At 62.8% G+C, this 17326-nt stretch carries 15 protein-coding genes; 12 read left to right on the top strand and 3 right to left on the bottom strand.

The features are described from left to right. Nucleotides 1–52 precede the first annotated feature (52 nt). Nucleotides 53–1972 (bottom strand): site-specific recombinase, encoded by a 1920-nt coding sequence (locus tag K225_RS0105035; RefSeq protein WP_051248715.1) that lies wholly within the window; start codon nucleotides 1970–1972, stop codon nucleotides 53–55. Between the two features lie 56 nt (nucleotides 1973–2028). Continuing rightward, a complete protein-coding gene (gene apaG, locus K225_RS0105030; protein WP_026435393.1) occupies nucleotides 2029–2436 on the bottom strand; it encodes a Co2+/Mg2+ efflux protein ApaG in 408 nt (135 codons plus the stop codon). Nucleotides 2437–2465: 29 nt separating this feature from the next. Here apaG and rpe point away from each other — a divergent pair, with 29 nt between their 5' ends. Continuing rightward, nucleotides 2466–3167, top strand: a complete 702-nt coding sequence (gene rpe, locus K225_RS0105025) for a ribulose-phosphate 3-epimerase (RefSeq protein WP_026435392.1) — start codon at nucleotides 2466–2468, stop codon at nucleotides 3165–3167. A 27-nt stretch (nucleotides 3168–3194) separates the two neighbouring features. Here rpe and K225_RS0105020 read toward each other — a convergent pair whose 3' ends face one another. Further along, nucleotides 3195–3683, bottom strand: coding sequence for a low molecular weight protein-tyrosine-phosphatase (locus K225_RS0105020; protein WP_026435391.1), 489 nt, complete (start codon nucleotides 3681–3683; stop codon nucleotides 3195–3197). 209 nt (nucleotides 3684–3892) lie between these two features. Here K225_RS0105020 and K225_RS0105015 point away from each other — a divergent pair, with 209 nt between their 5' ends. The 11 genes from K225_RS0105015 (at nucleotide 3893) to xrtA (ending at nucleotide 17324) form a co-directional block, all read left to right on the top strand. Next, complete coding sequence (locus K225_RS0105015) at nucleotides 3893–5335, top strand: mannose-1-phosphate guanylyltransferase/mannose-6-phosphate isomerase (RefSeq protein ID WP_026435390.1); 1443 nt, start codon at nucleotides 3893–3895, stop codon at nucleotides 5333–5335. A gap of 37 nt (nucleotides 5336–5372) precedes the next feature. Beyond that, the gene (locus K225_RS0105010; protein WP_026435389.1) at nucleotides 5373–6374 is read left to right on the top strand and encodes an NAD-dependent epimerase; all 1002 of its coding nucleotides are present in this window, start codon (nucleotides 5373–5375) and stop codon (nucleotides 6372–6374) included. A gap of 224 nt (nucleotides 6375–6598) precedes the next feature. Then, the gene (locus K225_RS0105005; RefSeq protein ID WP_026435388.1) at nucleotides 6599–7240 is read left to right on the top strand and encodes an XrtA/PEP-CTERM system exopolysaccharide export protein; all 642 of its coding nucleotides are present in this window, start codon (nucleotides 6599–6601) and stop codon (nucleotides 7238–7240) included. Nucleotides 7241–7307: 67 nt separating this feature from the next. After that, on the top strand, nucleotides 7308–8870 hold the full coding sequence (locus tag K225_RS0105000) for an XrtA system polysaccharide chain length determinant (protein ID WP_026435387.1): 1563 nt from the start codon (nucleotides 7308–7310) through the stop codon (nucleotides 8868–8870). 9 nt (nucleotides 8871–8879) lie between these two features. Further along, nucleotides 8880–9851, top strand: coding sequence for an XrtA-associated tyrosine autokinase (locus tag K225_RS0104995; RefSeq protein WP_026435386.1), 972 nt, complete (start codon nucleotides 8880–8882; stop codon nucleotides 9849–9851). Between the two features lie 18 nt (nucleotides 9852–9869). Then, a complete protein-coding gene (locus K225_RS20370; RefSeq protein WP_051248692.1) occupies nucleotides 9870–11423 on the top strand; it encodes a TIGR03016 family PEP-CTERM system-associated outer membrane protein in 1554 nt (517 codons plus the stop codon). Between the two features lie 3 nt (nucleotides 11424–11426). Then, nucleotides 11427–12557, top strand: a complete 1131-nt coding sequence (locus K225_RS0104985) for an XrtA/PEP-CTERM system-associated ATPase (RefSeq protein WP_026435385.1) — start codon at nucleotides 11427–11429, stop codon at nucleotides 12555–12557. A gap of 18 nt (nucleotides 12558–12575) precedes the next feature. After that, nucleotides 12576–13442 (top strand): XrtA system polysaccharide deacetylase, encoded by an 867-nt coding sequence (locus K225_RS0104980; protein WP_026435384.1) that lies wholly within the window; start codon nucleotides 12576–12578, stop codon nucleotides 13440–13442. Then, entirely contained in the window at nucleotides 13435–14490 is a 1056-nt protein-coding gene (locus K225_RS0104975) for a FemAB family XrtA/PEP-CTERM system-associated protein (protein ID WP_051248689.1), read from the top strand. Before K225_RS0104980 ends, K225_RS0104975 begins: the two co-directional genes overlap by 8 nt. 22 nt (nucleotides 14491–14512) lie before the next feature. Continuing rightward, a complete protein-coding gene (locus K225_RS0104970; protein WP_026435382.1) occupies nucleotides 14513–15742 on the top strand; it encodes a TIGR03087 family PEP-CTERM/XrtA system glycosyltransferase in 1230 nt (409 codons plus the stop codon). Between the two features lie 10 nt (nucleotides 15743–15752). Beyond that, complete coding sequence (xrtA, locus tag K225_RS0104965) at nucleotides 15753–17324, top strand: exosortase A (RefSeq protein ID WP_238323191.1); 1572 nt, start codon at nucleotides 15753–15755, stop codon at nucleotides 17322–17324. Nucleotides 17325–17326 lie beyond the last annotated feature (2 nt).

The raw sequence follows: 17326 nt of genomic DNA, 5'->3' as shown, positions 1-17326 counted from the left end.
GGCCTCTGTAGGACAGGGGCGTTCGTGCTGGCGCAGGCCAGTTACGCCCGAATCAGGCGGCCCGGCGTTCAGGTACGAAAAAGCTCAGAGGCGCCTTGCGCAGGCGGCGCCGCATCGCTGCATAGATGCGTGAGCGGTCTACACCGCTCACGTTGTGGGCACGCAATGCCAGGCGAAAAGCCAGGTAAAAACTCACACTGACATTGAGGGCGCCGAGCAGGGGAATGGTAGCAAGGGCCCACCAGAACGCACTTTGGTGAAAGGTGTTCCAGCCCAAGGCCGCCGTGGCCGCACCCAGCTGGCCCGAAGACAGTGTGACATGGCGCACATCCAGCCCCAGCCCGAAAAACCCTGCAAACGCCGGGACCAGGCCGAGCATGAAGCCCAGCGAGATGTTGGCGGCAAAACCCGACAGGTTTTCGCGCAGGAAGCGTGCCCAGCGCGCCGCACGTTCCTGGCCCAGGCGGGCGGTGATGCGCGGGTTGTAGTGCACGGCCGAGTCGAGCCGGTGCAGCACGAACCAGTTTTCGGTCCAGCCGGCGATGATGCTGGACGCGAACAGCAGCACGCCGGTGAATGCGGCAAACAGCAGCGAGGGCCCCAGCAGGTGCAGGGACTCCAGCACATGGCCCGCCTCGTCCGCACTGATGGCCGGAGAGCCCTTGGCCCAGGCCATCAGCAGCGCCAGGCCCAGAACCAGGGGGGACACCACCAGCACATTGCCCAGCACGGCCGCCACCTGCGAGCGCACCAGGTGGGTGACTTCGTCCACGAACGACTCGATGGCCTCGCCCGAAGCCAGTTCCTTGAGCTTGGCCGCCATGGCGGGTGCCGTCATGGCCGGCTGCTTGGTCGCCACGGTGAAATGCAGCAGCTGCACCAGCACAAAGCTCGCCGCATAGTTCACGCCGGCCCAGAAACCGCCCCAGAACGCCGACAGGGCCAGCGCATACAGGCCAAACTTGACCAGCGTGGTCAAGGCCATCACGGCGCCCCCACCGGCGGCCTTTTTTACCATCGAGCGGTACTCGGCCGCCGTGCGCGTGATGTAGTGCTCGCCCGTCTCGGCGCTGCGCTCGGCCACCTTGGCCGCCAGCAGCGAGGAGTTGGAGGCCAGCAGCGCCCGCAGGCTGCGCCGCTCCCGCCCCACCTCCACCAGGTGCGCCAGAAGGCGGGCCGCGGTAACGGCGGGCTGGGGAGACAGCAGGCACTCGAGCAGTTCCCGCACCCGCAGGATGCGCGCGCGCAGCTGCCGCAGCCGAAACACCAGGTCCACGGAAATGCCGTTGTCCTCGAAGTGGGTGTACACGGTGGCTGCAGCGGCCCGGCAGGCTTCCAGGCGCTCGCGCAGGCGCTGGGCGGCCTCCTGCAGCCGGTCGGGCGTGCGCAGCGCGTGCAGCACCTCGGTGCGCAGGCTCTCCACGTCGCGAATCAGCGCATGAAAGGGCTGTGCTTCGCGGGCGGACTCGCTCATGCGCAGGCGCAAGCCGGGCGCAAAACCGGTCGAAAGGATCTGCCCTGCGCAGTAGGTGATGGCGTCGAGCAGCGCATGCTGCCAGCGTGATGCACCCTGGGGGCTTTGCGGCATCAGCAGGGCCGCCAGCCGGTTCAGCAGGGTTTCGTCCAGCGCGCCGAGCCACTTGGCATCGAAAGCGCTGGGCAGAGCCAGTACGAAGAGTTCCGAGGCGTCAATGGTTTCGGGGCTGTGCGGCAGCAGCTGGTTGCGCAGTCGCTCTGCCGCTTCGCTGAGCACGGCCGTGTCCTTGGCGAAACCAAAATCGGCCAGCAGCGTGGTGATGTCCACGGACTCCACGAGGGTGGCCCACCAGGCCTGCAGCCGGGGCTGTACGTCAGAGCGCGCCTCGACCGCTTCCAGGAACAGCTGCACACGCGCCGTGGCGCCCGGCACCGAATCGCGCGCGCCGCGCACCCAGTTCAGCAGGTCGATCAGCCACAGGTGGCGCTGTGCCATTCCTGCCTGCGGGTCCAGCGCCGCCAGCAGTCCTGCCAGGTCGGTGGCTGGCCGTTTCAATGCAGCACCCTGCCGGCCAGCGGTTGTCCTGAGGCCCCGGGATGGGTGGCTTCCAGCACAAACAAGGGTACCGGGCAGCTGAACGGCTCGCCGTCTTCCGCCACGCAATGGAATGTGCCATGCATAGTGCCGCTGGCGGTACGCAGGCCGCATCCGCTGGTGTACTGGAACGACTGCCCGGGCTGGAGCAACGGCTGCTGTCCCACCACGCCGAGGCCCTTGACTTCTTCCGTGTGGCCCCTGGCATCGCTGATGACCCAGTGGCGCGAGATCAGCTGTGCGGGCGTATCGCCCGTGTTGGTGATGGTGATGGTGTAGGCAAAGCGGAAGACGCCGGAGTCCGGGGAGGATTGTTCTGGCAGGTACTCCGGCTGTACCTGCACGTCAAACTGGTACTTGGGCATGGACGGATGGTAACTGCGACAATCGCGCCATGAGCCGTACTTTTCGCATTGCCCCTTCGATCCTCTCTGCCGATTTCGCCCGCCTGGGTGAAGAGGTGCGCAGCGTCATTGCCGCCGGTGCCGACTGGATCCACTTTGACGTGATGGACAACCATTACGTGCCCAATCTCACCTTCGGCCCCATGGTCTGCCAGGCGCTCAAGCCGCATGCGAGGACGTCCGCCGGCGTGGCGGTGCCCGTGGACGTGCACCTGATGATCCAGCCCGTGGATGCCCTGGCCGCGGCGTTTGCCGAGGCGGGCGCAGACTACATCAGCTTTCACCCCGACGCCTCGGGCCATGTGCACCGCAGCATCCAGGCCATTCGCAGCAAGGGCGTGAAACCGGGCCTGGTGTTCAACCCGGCCGAGCCGCTGGATGTGCTGGATTGGGTGATCGATGACATCGACCTCATCCTGATCATGAGCGTGAACCCCGGCTTTGGTGGCCAGAGCTTCATCGATTCGGCCCTGCGCAAGATCGAAGCCGTGCGCAGGCGCATCGATGCATCGGGCAAGGACATCCGCCTGGAAGTGGATGGCGGCATCAAGGCGGACAACATCCGCCGCGTGGCCGATGCAGGGGCGGACACCTTTGTGGCGGGGAGTGCGATTTTCGGCAAGCCCGATTACCGGGGTGTCATCGACGCCATGCGTGCGCAGCTGGCCTGCGAGATCGTAAACAGGCTCTGAGGACACCGCCGGCTTGCATCGCAGGGTTCAGGAAGCCGAAGCCAGTTGTTGTTGCACATGCGCCAACAGTCCGTCGCAGGCGTCTTCCAGCAGGTCCAGTACATGCTCGAAACCCTGTGCGCTGCCATAGTAGGGATCGGGCACCACGGGGCTGTCATGGCGCAGGCAGAACTCGGTCAGGCGCCGCAGGCGGTATTGCTGCCCGGGGGGGCAGCGGCGGTGCAGCTCTGACAGGTTGTCGTCATCCATGGCCAGCAGCAGGTCGAAGCGGTAGAAATCACCGTCGGTGACCTGGCGCGACCGAAGATCGGCCAGTGCATAGCCGCGCCGCCGGGCGTGGGCCTGTGCGCGGACGTCGGGTGGTTCGCCCCGGTGCGATCCGTGGGTTCCGGCGGAGTCGATGCGCACGCTTTCGACCAGCCCGGCGCGTGCGACACGCTGGCGAAACACGCCGAGTGCGCTGGGGCTGCGGCAAATGTTGCCCATGCAGACGAAGAGAACAGAAAACTGGTTCATTTCCTTGAATGCCCCCGTCGGGTGAGGGCGCGATTGTAGGGGCGCTGCATTCGCCGGTTCCATCGAAATGGCACGGCTTGAGGCGCAAAACATTTGGAATAAGATGATCGAACAGCATGGCTTGCGGTGTGAAGCGCTGGCCATCCAGCAACGCCGCGTTGGTTCACGGTGAGACCCATGTCTGCAGATAAACGGGGAGCAAGCAAACCATGTTGATCCAGCCGGTGGTGTTGTCCGGCGGTTCGGGCACGCGCCTGTGGCCGCTGTCGCGTGAAAAATACCCCAAGCAATTGCTCGCGCTCATGGGCGACGATTCGCTGCTGCAAGCGACTTTGCGTCGGGTGGAGGGGACGCCTGGCGCCGACATCGCACCACCGCTGGTGGTATGCAACGAGGAATACCGTTTCGTGGTGGCGGAACAATTGCGTGTGATCGGCATGCAAGGCCGCATCGTGCTGGAGCCGGTGGGCCGCAACACCGCTCCCGCACTCACGCTTGCGGCGCTGGCCGCGCAGTCTGGCGGCGCCGATCCGGTGTTGCTGGTCATGCCCTCGGACCACGTGGTTGCCCAGCCCGCAGTCTTTCAGGAAGGCGTGCGCCACGCCGCGAGGCTTGCGCAGGATGGCGCCATCGTCACTTTCGGCATCACCCCGGATCGACCCGAAACGGGCTACGGTTATATCCAGGCGGGTGCCTCGGTGGGGGAGGACGGCGCTCGCGCCATCACCCGTTTTGTGGAAAAACCCGATCTCGCCACGGCCGAAAGCTATCTGCAAGCGGGCGATTACCTCTGGAACAGCGGCCTGTTCGTGCTGCGTGCTTCCGTCTGGCTCGAAGCGCTGGAGCGGTGCCGTCCCGATATCCTGGCTGCATGCCAGGCGTCGTGGAAAGATGGCGTATCCGACCTGTCGTTTCTGCGGGTCGAGGTCGAGGCATTCGCTGCCTGCCCGAGCGATTCCATCGACTACGCCGTGATGGAGCGATTGGGCGGAGCGCAGTCTCTGCTGGATCTGCCATCGGGTGTGGTGGTGCCGTTGTCGGCTGGCTGGTCCGACGTGGGCGCCTGGGACGCACTGTGGCAAATCCTGCCCAAGGATGCGCAGGGCAATGTGGCGCAAGGGCGGACGCTGATGCAGGACAGCTGCAATACCTTGGCGCTGTCTTCGGGGCGCCTGCTGGCGTGTGTCGGCGTGCAAGGGCTGGTTGTGGTGGAGACGCCTGACGCAGTGCTCGTGGCCGATCAGCGCCACACCCAGGAGGTGAAAAAAATTGTCGACCGTCTCAAACGTGACGGCCGTACCGAGGGACTGCTGCACCGCAAGGTATATCGCCCCTGGGGCTGGTACGACGGCGTTGACGCGGGTGAGCGCTTCCAGGTCAAGCGCATCCTGGTCAAGCCTGGCGGCAAGTTGTCGCTGCAGATGCACCACCACCGGGCCGAACACTGGATCGTCGTGCGTGGGACGGCCCGCGTGACCAAGGGTGACGAGGTGTTTCTTCTTTCCGAGAACCAGTCCACCTACATCCCTTTGGGGGTGACGCATCGCCTGGAAAACCCAGGCCAGGTCGATCTGGAGATGATCGAGGTGCAGTCCGGCTCGTATCTGGGGGAGGACGACATCGTGCGGTTCGACGACCTGTATGGGCGCTGATGACCGCGTTGACACCATTGGACTGGAACTACCTTGCATGAAGACTGAAAGAAAACCCCCATATGTACTTGTGACCGGCGCGGCTGGCTTCATTGGCAGCCATGTGGTTGAGCGCTTGCTGGCGCGTGGCGACCGGGTTCTGGGCCTGGACAACCTCAATGATTACTATGATCCGGCGCTCAAGCAGGCCAGGCTCCGGCGACTCGAAGGGGCGCCAGGCTTTCGTTTTGTGCGGCTCGACCTGGCCGATCGCACTGGAATGGCCGATCTCTTTGCCGCCGAACGCTTCGACGGCGTCATCCACCTTGCCGCCCAGGCCGGCGTGCGCTACAGCATCACCCATCCCAATGCCTATCTGGACTCCAACCTCACAGGTTTTGGTCATGTCCTGGAGGGTTGCCGCGCCCTGGGTGTCGCGCATCTGGTGTATGCGTCCAGCTCCAGCGTCTATGGCGGCAACACCAAGATGCCGTTTGCCGAAACGGATGCCGTCGATCACCCCGTGAGCCTGTATGCCGCCACCAAGAAAGCCAATGAGCTCATGGCCCATACCTACAGCCATCTCTATGGTTTTCCAACCACCGGGCTGCGCTTTTTCACGGTCTATGGCCCCTGGGGGCGGCCCGACATGGCGTACCACCTCTTTACCCGTGCCATCCTCGCCGGCGAACCCATTTCAGTTTTCAACCATGGGGACATGCGGCGCGATTTCACCTACATCGATGACATCACCGAGGGCGTGTTGCGCGTACTGGATAAACCTGCTACCCCAGAACGCATGGGCGCGGCCCCTTACCGGGTGTTCAACATCGGTAACAGCGAGCCTGTGCCCCTGCTCGATTTCATCCGTTGCATAGAAAACGCGCTCGGCAAGGCGGCTATCCGGCAGCTGCTTCCCATGCAGCCCGGGGATGTGCCGGCAACCTATGCCAGCACCCAGGCACTGCGGGACTGGGTGGGTTTTGCGCCGTCGACGCCGCTGGCGGAAGGCATAGAGAACTTCGTGCGTTGGTACCGGGCGTATTACCGCTGCGCTTGAGTCTGCCGGCCAAGGGTTGCGAGCGGGGGCGTTCGGGCGTTGTCCTCCGGAGGGGCACGGGGTTTGCCGTCAAGATGTAACGGCCCTGCGGGTATGGCCTCCAGGTTGGGAGCAGGTTTTTTGCGGTCAAAAAGGCATTTACGCGTGACATTCGTTCGGGGTATGCTGCAGCGAGGCTAGGTTATTCGGACTGTAGCCGTGCAAATGATGTAAGGGGTTGTGTCATGCAGAAATACGTTTCGACGCTCCTGGACTCCATGGTTCGCGCGGTGGCAATGGCCGCATTGGCAATGGCGGTGGCTGGCTGTGCGAGTTGGGCGGGAGCTGGCCATCCGGCAGCACCGGCCAAGGCATCCGCTCCGGATTACAACTACATCGTGGGGCCTGGCGATACGCTCAATATCATCGTCTGGCGCAATCCCGAGCTGTCGCAAGTGGTGCCCGTGCGTCCTGACGGGCAGGTGTCCACGCCGCTGGTTGACGGGCTCGTTGCGCAGGGTAAAACATCGGTGCAGATCGCCCGGGACGTTGAAAAGGAACTCGGTAAATACGTGCGTGATCCGGTCGTCACGGTCATCGTGACGGGGTTCGTCGGTCCCTATAGTGAACAGATCCGCGTGGTGGGAGAGGCCACCAAGCCGCAGTTCCTGCCCTACAAGCAAAAAATGACGGTCCTCGATGTGATGATCGCCGTGGGCGGCTTGACCGATTTTGCGGATGGCAACCGCGCAACCCTCGTGCGCTCGGCCGAGGGCAGCAAGCGCTACAACGTGCGCCTGAATGATTTGATCAAACATGGCGATATCGGCGCCAATGTGGAAGTGCTTCCCGGCGATATCCTCATCATCCCCCAAGGGTGGTTCTGACTTGCCTGAGTAAGGACTGGTGCCGGCGAGGCGCCCGGCGAACAGGACATGCGTGGAGGGGGATTGAATGGATGAGTTGCTAGGCCAGATCACCACAGCCGTTCGCGGCATGTGGATCTATCGCCGTTTAGCCATGCTGATCACCTGGCTGGTTGCTGCGGTGGGGGTGGGTGTGGTGCTCATGATGCCGGACCACTACCAGGCTTCGGCGCGCGTATTTGTCGATACGCAATCCATCCTGCGACCTCTCATGACGGGCATTGCCGTGCAGCCGAACATCGAGCAGCAGGTGGCCATGCTCAGCCGCACGCTCCTGAGCCGGCCGACCGTGGAGCGACTGGTCCGCACCGTTGACCTGGATCTGGGGGCGCATTCCAAGGCGGCCAAGGATGCGGTGGTCGATGCCGTGACCAAGTCCATCAGCATCCAGACCACCGGACGGGACAACCTCTACACGCTGTCCTATCGCGACCAGAATCCCGAGAAAGCGCAGCGCGTCGTGCAGGCTCTGCTGACCATCTTCGTCGAATCCAGCCTGGGTGCATCGCGCCAGGATTCGGACAGTGCGCGGCGTTTTCTGGACGAGCAGATCAAGAGCTATGAAGCCAAGTTGACGGACGCAGAAGGTCGCCTCAAGGCGTTCAAGCTGCGCAACATCGAATTGCAGTCCCAGAGCGGCCTGGACTCTGCAGGGCGGGCCGCCGAAATCGGCAATCTTCTCAGTCAGGCCAGGCTGGAACTGCGTGAGGCCGAAAGCGCGCGCGCGGCGGCAAGCCGCCAGCTGGAAATGCTGCGCGCGCAAACGGGCGAGTCGCTCCTCGGTTCTGCGGTCGGCATACAGACGCCTGAGCTGGACGCACGCCTTTATGAGCAGAAGCGCAATTTGGATACCCTGCTTCAGCGCTACACCGACGAGCACCCTGATGTGGTCAACACGCGCAGATTGATCGGGGAGCTGGAAACGCAAAAGCGTCGCGAAATGGAAGAGCTGCGGCGCAAAGCCCAGGCGGCGCCCGGATCGCCGGCAGTTCCAACCAACCCGGCGGCGGTGGAGCTCAGCCGCATCTATTCTGCCGCCGAGGTTCAAGTCGCTTCGCTGCGCGCGCGGGTGGTCGAGTACGAGTCACGCGCCAACCGTGTGCAGCAGCAACTCAAGGTGGCTCCCCAGTTGGAGGCAGAGTTGGCGCAGCTCAACCGGGACTATCAGATCAATCAAAAAAACTATGCGGATCTGGTGTCGCGCCGTGAGTCGGCCATGATGTCGGGGCAGCTGGAAAACACGTCCAATGTGGCCGAATTTCGCGTCATCGACCCGCCGCGCGTGGCTCCCAAGCCCGTTGCGCCCAATCGGGTGCTGCTGATGCCCATCACCTTGCTGGTGGCCTTGGGTGCGGGGCTGGGCATGGCGTTTCTCATGAGCCAGATCCGGCCGGTGTTCTTCGATGGCGTTGCCTTGCGCCAGTTGACCCAGCTGCCGTTGCTGGGGGTGGTGGATCTGATCCCCAGCGATGATTTCCGCCAACGCGAATCGAGAAGTTTCAAACGCTTCATCATGGCCTTGCTGGCGCTCGTTTTCCTCTATGCGGGCGGCATGCTTGCGCTGTCCTACCTGTCGGGCCTTCTGGGGTGACATGCCATCATGACAAGTTCCATTGAAAAAGCGGCCCAGCGGCTAGAGCAACTGCGAAAGGCGGGGGCGCCCATGCCAGGCGACGGTGTGCCATCTGAAGGGTTTGCCGCGCCGGGCACCTTGCAGCCGCTCACACCAACGGACTCGCCCGCACAAGATGTGGCCGTCGATGTGCCGCGCAGCGAGCCAGCTTCCAAGCCGGGGTCCAAGAGCGTGCATATCGATTTGACGGCCTTGGCTGCGGCAGGCTTTGTCACGCCTCATGCGCCTCGGTCCGCCACGACGGACCAGTTTCGTGTCATCAAACGGCCACTCCTGGAAAATGCAACGGGCAAAGGTGCATCGGCGGTGGCCAATGGCAACCTCATCATGGTCACCAGTTCGTTGCCTGGGGAAGGCAAGACCTTCACCGCCATCAACCTGGCCATGAGTCTGGCAATGGAGCTGAACCACACGGTGATGCTGGTGGATGCCGATGTCGCACGCCAGTCCGTCATGAAAACGCTGGGTTTGCAGCCAGCACCTGGGCTGCTGGACTTGTTGCTGGACGACAAGATCGGACTGCCCGACGTACTGCTGCGCACCAACATCGACAATTTCACGCTGTTGCCGACGGGTCTGCCGAATCCGCGTGCGACCGAATTGCTGGCCAGTGATGCCATGGTCGCCCTGCTCAACGACATGGGCAAACGCTACAGGGACCGCATCATCGTTTTCGATTCGCCTCCATTGCTGCTGACCACCGAAGCGCGGGTGCTGGCCAGCCACATGGGCCAGGTCGTCATCGTGGTGCAGGCCGAGAAAACGCTCCAGTCCCAGGTCCAGTATGCCCTGTCCACCATCGAAGCCTGCCCCATCAGGCTCATGGTGCTGAACCAGGTGCGCAGCCGTGGCCTGGATGCCTATGGTTATGGCTACGGCCACGGCTTTGGTTACGACCAGAACGCCGGCGAGCCCAGGCCAGCCAAGGCCGTGGCATGACATAAAAGGAGAACGCGCGTGAACCTGTCGCAGCGGCGCACCCTAAGTATTTCCCTTCGCCGCGCCTCGTTGGTGCTGGCCATGGGGCCGATACTTCTGCCTGGCACGGCCACGGCGCAACAGGAAGAGGCGCAGGCAGCAGCACGCCAACCCAGCCTGGTATTCGAGCCGCGGATTTCGGTGCAGCACACCATCACCAACAATGCCCGGCTGCATGCCACCGGCATCAGCGACCAGGTGACGGAGGTGATTCCAGGGTTTCAGCTGATCAGCAACACGGCCCGTGTCAAAGGGTTTGTCGATTACTCGCTGCACGATACCTATTACGCACGGGAGTCAGGCTTTAATCAGATCCGGCACAGCCTGAATGCCCGCGCTGTCGTTGAGGCGATCGAGCAATGGGCCTTTATCGATGTGTCCGGCGTCGTCGCTTCGCAGCCCATATCGGCTTTTGGTGCGCCGGTCGATGGCACTCCCGCCAACCCCAACACTTCCCAAACTTCGAGTTTCCGCTTGTCGCCGTACCTGCGAGGTCGTCTCGGGTCCGCGGTGGATTACGAGGCGCGTTATAGCGTGCAAGACACGCAGACCAAGACTGGCCGTCGTTCGGATGTCACGGCGCAAGACTGGCTCTTGCATCTGGGTAACAGGGGGAGCGGTAAATTGCTGGGCTGGTCCGCAGATGCCGCCCATCAGGTTGTCGATTATTCGCTCGGTCGGAGTATCGAAACCACGGCGCTGCGTGCGCGGGTGAGCTGGGCTGTCACGCCGCAATGGGTTCTCACAGGGATTGGGGGAACCGAATCGACCAATCAGCTCTCGCTGACACAGGAGTCTCACCGCATCTCGGGTTTTGGCGTCAACTGGCAGCCATCGGAGCGATCGCGACTGTCTTTTGAACGTGAGAGCCGTTACTTCGGCGAATCCCACAACGCCGCACTGGAGCACCGCACCGGGCGCACCGTCTGGCGCTACACCGATGTCAAGGCCATTTCCAACGGGTTGGGCGCGCAGTCGGCCTCGCTGGGGTCTCTGTTCGATCTGCTGGAGGGCTTCTATACCCCCCTGGAGCCTGACCCCATTCGGCGTACACAGCTCGTACTGGCAGAAATTGAACGCTTGGGTTTGCCTGCCAACGTCCAGGTGTTTCAGGATTTCCTCCGGTCATCGACCGCGTTGCGGCGGGTGCAGCAACTTTCCCTGGCACTGCTGGGCCAGCGCAGCACCATCACGCTGGCCGTGTCGCGTTCGGATACGCGTTCAATTGGCGGTGTGCTCCAGCTGGGCGATGATTTCGACGCCAATTCCCGCATTCGCCAGCATGGCTGGAACCTGTGGCTTGCGCACCGTCTCACGCCGAATTCTTCGGTCCATGCGAATCTCGGCGTGCAGCGCAGTGAAGGCAGTTTGCCAGGGCTGGAAACCCGGGTGCGCTCACTCGTGTTGGGCGGGAACACGCTGTTGGCCCCCCGCACCAGTGGGGGGCTCCAGATACGCCGCGTTGTGTCGGATGGCGTCGCCAGCCCCTACCGCGAATCAGCCATCGTCGGAACGATCACACACCGGTTTTGATCCATGTATGAAGCGTTCTATGGGTTGAACAGCAAACCCTTCCAGCTCAATCCCGATCCCGGCTTCTATTTCAGTAGCAAGCAGCACCAGCGCGCACGCGCGTATTTGGAATATGGCGTGATGCGCTGCGAAGGGTTCATCGTGATTACGGGGGAGGTCGGGGCGGGCAAGACCACGATTGTCCGCGGTCTGATCGACAGCCTGGATCCTGAAACCGTTGTGGCGGCCCATCTGGTGAGTACGCAGTTGGGGGCCGAAGATACCTTGCGTTTGGTGGGTGCCGCTTTCGGGATCCATGTGCGGGGTGTCTCCAAAGCAGACCTGCTGCTGGCACTGGAGGCCTTTTTCGTCGCCCAGACGCTGCAAGGAAAACGATGCCTGCTGATCGTGGATGAAGCGCAGAACCTTCAGCCACAGGCGGTGGAGGAACTGCGCATGCTGTCGAATTTCCAGAATGGCCAGCACGCACTGCTGCAGACTTTTCTGGTGGGCCAGCCCGAGTTCCGCGAAATCCTGCAAAGCCCAGGCATGGTGCAACTGCGCCAGCGCGTGACTGCCACATGCCACCTGGGGCCCCTGGAGGCGGATGAAACCCGCGAGTACATCCAGCATCGCCTGAAATGCGCGGGTGCCAGCGACAAGCCTACCTTCGACCCCGCAATATTCGATGGAATCTACCGCTACACAGGCGGAATTCCGCGGCGCATCAATACCTTGTTCGACCGTATCCTGTTGCAGGGTTTCCTGACGGACCGGGCACACATTGATCTGGAACTGGTCGGCGAAATCATTCAAGAAGTGCAATCTGAAATGCTGGTTTCGTCCAAGGCAGCATCTCCTTGGGAGATGCCGTTGAGAGCGGCGACCCGAAGCGCTGCACACGAAGAACTGGTGGATGGCGAACTGGAATCGGAGACCTTGGGGCTGGATCTGGATCTGGATCTGGAGAGTTCGCTGGCGGACAGCATGTCGCAGCAACTTGCGCACATGACGGCCGAACAACTGAGTGCCCATTTGTTGCGGATAGAGCGCAGCGTGTTGCGCCAGGAGCGCGTGATCCTGGAAATCTTGGTGAATCTGCAAAAGCTGGTGGTTGCAAGTCGGCATGCGCACTCAGACAGCGCCTCCGGCTAGAACAGGAAGTCCACCGCCATGCGCAGCATGCCCTCCATCACCAACGCGCTGACCATCGACGTTGAGGACTACTTTCAGGTGTCGGCTTTCGCGCCCTACATTGAACGCAGTGAATGGGACTTGCGTGAATGCCGGGTGGAGCGCAACGTGGATCGCATCCTGGCCTTGCTGCAAGAGAACAACGCCCATGCCACTTTCTTCACCTTGGGCTGGATTGCCGAACGGTATCCGGCTTTGGTGCGCCGCATCGTGGACGGTGGACATGAGCTGGCCAGCCATGGCTACGGCCATGAGCGTGTGAGTGATTTGTCCGAGGAGGCGTTCTTCCACGACATCCACCACGCCAAAGGCCTGCTGGAAGACATTGCCGGTGTGTGTGTGCAGGGATACCGTGCACCCAGCTTTTCCATCGGTTCAGGAAATTTGTGGGCGCTAGACACGCTGCAGCGTGCGGGCTACCGCTACAGCTCCAGCATTTACCCCATCCGGCACGACCATTATGGAATGCCGGATGCACCGCGCTTTGCCTATCAGGTACGCGACGGACTGATGGAGGTGCCGCCGACCACCCTGCGCATTTTCCACCGTAACTTGCCCTCGAGCGGCGGAGGTTACTTTCGCCTCCTCCCTTATGCGTTGTCGCGCTGGATGCTGCGTGAGGTGCATCGCCAGGACCATTCACCGGCCGTTTTTTATTTTCATCCCTGGGAAGTGGATGTCGAACAGCCGCGCGTCCAGGGCATCAGTTTCAAGACCCACTTCAGACACTATGTGAACATCGGTCGCATGGAACGGCGGCTGGGCCACCTGCTGCGGGACTTTCACTGGGGTCGCATGGACCATATTTTCCTTTCCCCGAAAGCGCAAGAGGTGCCCCTTGTCTGACGTTGCCGCCAGGCTCTCCATTGGCCGCCTGGACGTGCACAGCGCCGCCGACGCTGCGCGTTGGGACGCGTTTGTGCTGGGTTGTCCGCAAGCCACCTTTTTCCACCGCGCCGGCTGGCAGACGCTGATTCGCGAGGTGTTTCGCCACGACACCTACTTTCTCTATGCACAGGCCGGTGACAGCATCCGGGGGATATTGCCGCTGGGGCATGTCAAGAGCCGCCTGTTCGGCAATGCGCTCACCAGCCTGCCTTTTTCGGTGTATGGAGGCGTTGTCGCGCAGGACGAGGAAGCGGCTGCAGCGCTGGAGCGGGAGGCCGAGCAACTGGCCCAGCGCCTGGGTGTGGACCACCTGGAGTTGCGCCATGTGCAGCGCCGGCACGCCGACTGGCCGCTGCAAGACCTGTATGTGACGTTTCGCAAGTCCATAGCGCCGAAAGAAGAGGACAACCTGCTGGCCATCCCGCGCAAGCAGCGCGCCATGGTGCGCAAGGGCATCAAGAATGGGCTGACGTCCCATATCGACACCACGGTGGATCGGTTTTTTGCGCTCTATGCCGACAATGTGCACCGCCATGGAACGCCAGCCTTTCCCAAGGCCTACTTCAGCGGGTTGCGTCGCGTTTTTGGGTCTGACTGCGAGGTGCTCACCATTTGCGCGCCCGATGGCCGCCCCATCAGCAGCGTGCTGAGCTTCTATTTCCGCGACGAGGTGCTGCCTTACTACGCCGGTGACGACGAGGCGGCCAGGGAGCTGGCAGCCAACGATTTCAAGTACTGGGAGCTGATGCGCCTGGCCTGCGCCCGGGGGCTGAAGGTGTTCGACTATGGCCGCAGCAAGCAGGGCACGGGCTCGTATGCGTTCAAGAAGAACTGGGGCTTTGAACCCACCCCGCTGCACTACGAATACCGGCTGTACAAGAGCGACAGCGTGCCCCAGAACAACCCCGCGAACGCAAAGTACCGCTGGCTGATCGCTGCATGGCGGCGCATGCCCATTGGACTGGCCAACTGGCTCGGACCAAAAATCGTGCGCAACCTTGGCTGAGCACCACCAACGCATCACCACCATGGGCAACATCCTCTACCTGGTGCACAGATTGCCGTACCCGCCCAACAAGGGCGACAAGGTACGCTCGTACCACCTGCTGCGCCAATTGCAGCAGAACCACCGCGTTTTTCTGGGCACCTTCATCGACGACCCGGACGACGTGCAGCACCTGCCGGCACTGCAGGCCATGTGTCCAGACCTGCACGTGGAGCACATTCATTCACCTAGCGCCAAGGTCAAAAGTCTCCGCGGTCTCCTGTCGCGGGAAGCGCTCACGCTGGCCTACTACCGCAACCCCGGTATGCGGCGCTGGGTGGAGCAGACAACGGCGGAGCACAAGCTGCAGGCCAGCGTGGTGTTTTCTTCGGCCATGGCGCAGTATGCGCAGCCACTGTTGCCGCAGGTGCCCATGCTGGTGGACTTTGTCGACGTGGACTCTGCCAAATGGACCCAGTACGCCCCCGCACACCGCTGGCCCCTTTCCACGCTGTACCGCATGGAGGGGCGGCGCCTGCTTGCCTACGAGCGTGCGATGGCCATGCTGGCGCGTCGTTCGTATTTCGTGACGTCCAATGAAACCGCTTTGTTTTTGTCCCAGGCGCCGGAATGCGAGGGGCGTGTGCAGTCCATGGGCAACGGGGTGGATGCCGATTTTTTCATGCCAGAACCCCGGCGGCCCAACCCCTTCCAGGCCCATGAGCAGGCGGTGGTGTTCACCGGCGCCATGGACTACTGGCCCAACATTGACGGCGTCAGCTGGTTCGTGACCGACGTGCTGCCGCTGTTGCGCACGCGCTGGCCGCAGGTGCGCTTCTACATCGTTGGCCGCAGCCCCTCAGCACAAGTGCAGGCGCTGGCTTGTGGGCATGTGGTGGTCACCGGAACCGTGCCGGACGTGCGGCCCTATTTGCAATACGCCAGTGCGGTGGTGGCACCGTTGCGGGTTGCGCGTGGCATTCAAAACAAAATTCTGGAAGCCATGGCCATGCAAAGGCCCGTGGTCACGGTCAGCAGCTGTGCGGATGCCATCGGCGCGAGTGCGGGGCAGGGGCTGCTGCGCGCAGACTCGCCAGAAGAATTTGTGCAGGCCTTGCAGCCGCTGCTGGAGTCTCCCTACAACGCCGTAGCATTGGGGCACCAGGCCCGCCGCTACGTGGAGCAGGAGTGCAGCTGGCAGGCACATCTGAGTGGCATCGACCATTGCCTGGCCGGTATGCGTGCCTCGCATCCCTGCGATGTCATCGCATGAGAGGCCGAACGTGACTGGCCGCACCCAACTCCTCCCCCGCCATTGGCGCCGGCCCCTGGCTGCGCTGGTATTGCTGCATGCAGTCATTCTGATCGCCTACTGGCATTCGGCCTGGGGCATGGCGATGATCTGGGCGCGTTCCGACACCTACGCGCATGGTTTTGTGGTGCCCATCATCTCGCTCTGGCTGGTGTGGCGCCAACGCGCGGTGCTCGCACCCATGGTTCCCCGCCCGGGGCGGTTGGCCTGGTTGCTGATGGCGGGCGCGGCGGCGCTCTGGCTGGCCGGTGATCTGGTGGCCGTGAATGCCGCCACGCAACTGGCGTTGGTCACGCTGATCGTGCTGTCCGTACCTGCAGTGTTCGGTTGGCGCGTCGCCAGAGCACTGGCTTTTCCTTTGGGTTTTCTTTTCTTTGCCGTGCCCATCGGGGATTTCCTGTTGCCACGCCTGATGGATTGGACCGCCGATTTCACCGTGATGGCCCTGCGTGCGAGCGGGATTCCGGTCTATCGGGAGGGCCTGCAATTCATCATTCCTTCAGGAGCATGGTCGGTCGTGGAGGCGTGCAGCGGAATTCGCTACCTGATCGCTTCCGTGACCGTGGGCTGCCTGTTTGCGTACCTCAGCTACCAAAGCACGCGCAAGCGCCTGGTGTTCATGGTGGTGGCCATCCTGGTCCCGCTGGTGGCCAATTGGGTGCGCGCCTATCTGATCGTGATGCTGGGGCACCTCTCGGGCAACACCATCGCGACAGGGGTGGACCACCTCGTGTACGGGTGGTTGTTTTTCGGGATCGTGATCGGCGTGATGTTCCTCATCGGTGCGCGCTGGGTCGACCCCCTGCCGCCGCCGCCCAAGGCGGTGGTTCCTGGTGGCCTGGAGCCAACAGGCGCCGCTCCTCAAACGGCTTGGCTTGCGTTGGCGATCGCCTTTGCCGTGGTGCTGGCGCCGCATGGCGCGCTGGCGGTCATCGATTTGGGCGCGCAGACACGGCCTGTGCAAGTAGTCGAACCCATGGTTGCGGCCCCATGGCGTGCCACAGCGATGCCACCCAGCCACTGGCGGCCGGCTTTTGAACAGGCCTCTGACACGCTGGACATGGGCCTGACCGATGGCCGAAACCAGCCGCTGGGACTGCATGTCAGCTATTACCGCCAGCAAGACTACCAGCGCAAGCTGGTCAGTTCAGAGAGCGTGCTGGTGAAGAGCCAGGACCCGGTCTGGGTGCGTGTGGCCAGTGGTTCTGTCCATGCGCGGCTTCAAGGCCGGACCCTGCGTGTGGCAAGTGCCGTGCTGCGCCAACATGCGCCTGGCACGGTCGCCGATGCGCAGCGGCTGTTGGCTTGGCGCTTCTACTGGGTCCACGGCACTTTCACCGCCAGCGACTACGCCGGCAAGATCCAGGGGGCTCTGGGGCGCCTCAGCGGATGGGGCGATGACGGGGCCCATATCGTGATCTACACACCCTTGTCGGATGCCAGGGAGTCCGAGGCCGAGGCTTCTGCACGCCTGCAGTCCTATCTGGACAGCCAGGGCGACGCGCTGGTGGTGGCGCTGGAGCAAACACGAGGGCGCAGCTGACC

The sequence above is a fragment of the Acidovorax sp. JHL-9 genome, assembly GCF_000426205.1.
Lineage (GTDB): Bacteria > Pseudomonadota > Gammaproteobacteria > Burkholderiales > Burkholderiaceae_C > Acidovorax > Acidovorax soli.
The sequence above is the reverse complement of the archived record's forward strand: the minus strand, read 5'-3'. Positions and strand labels throughout refer to the sequence as shown.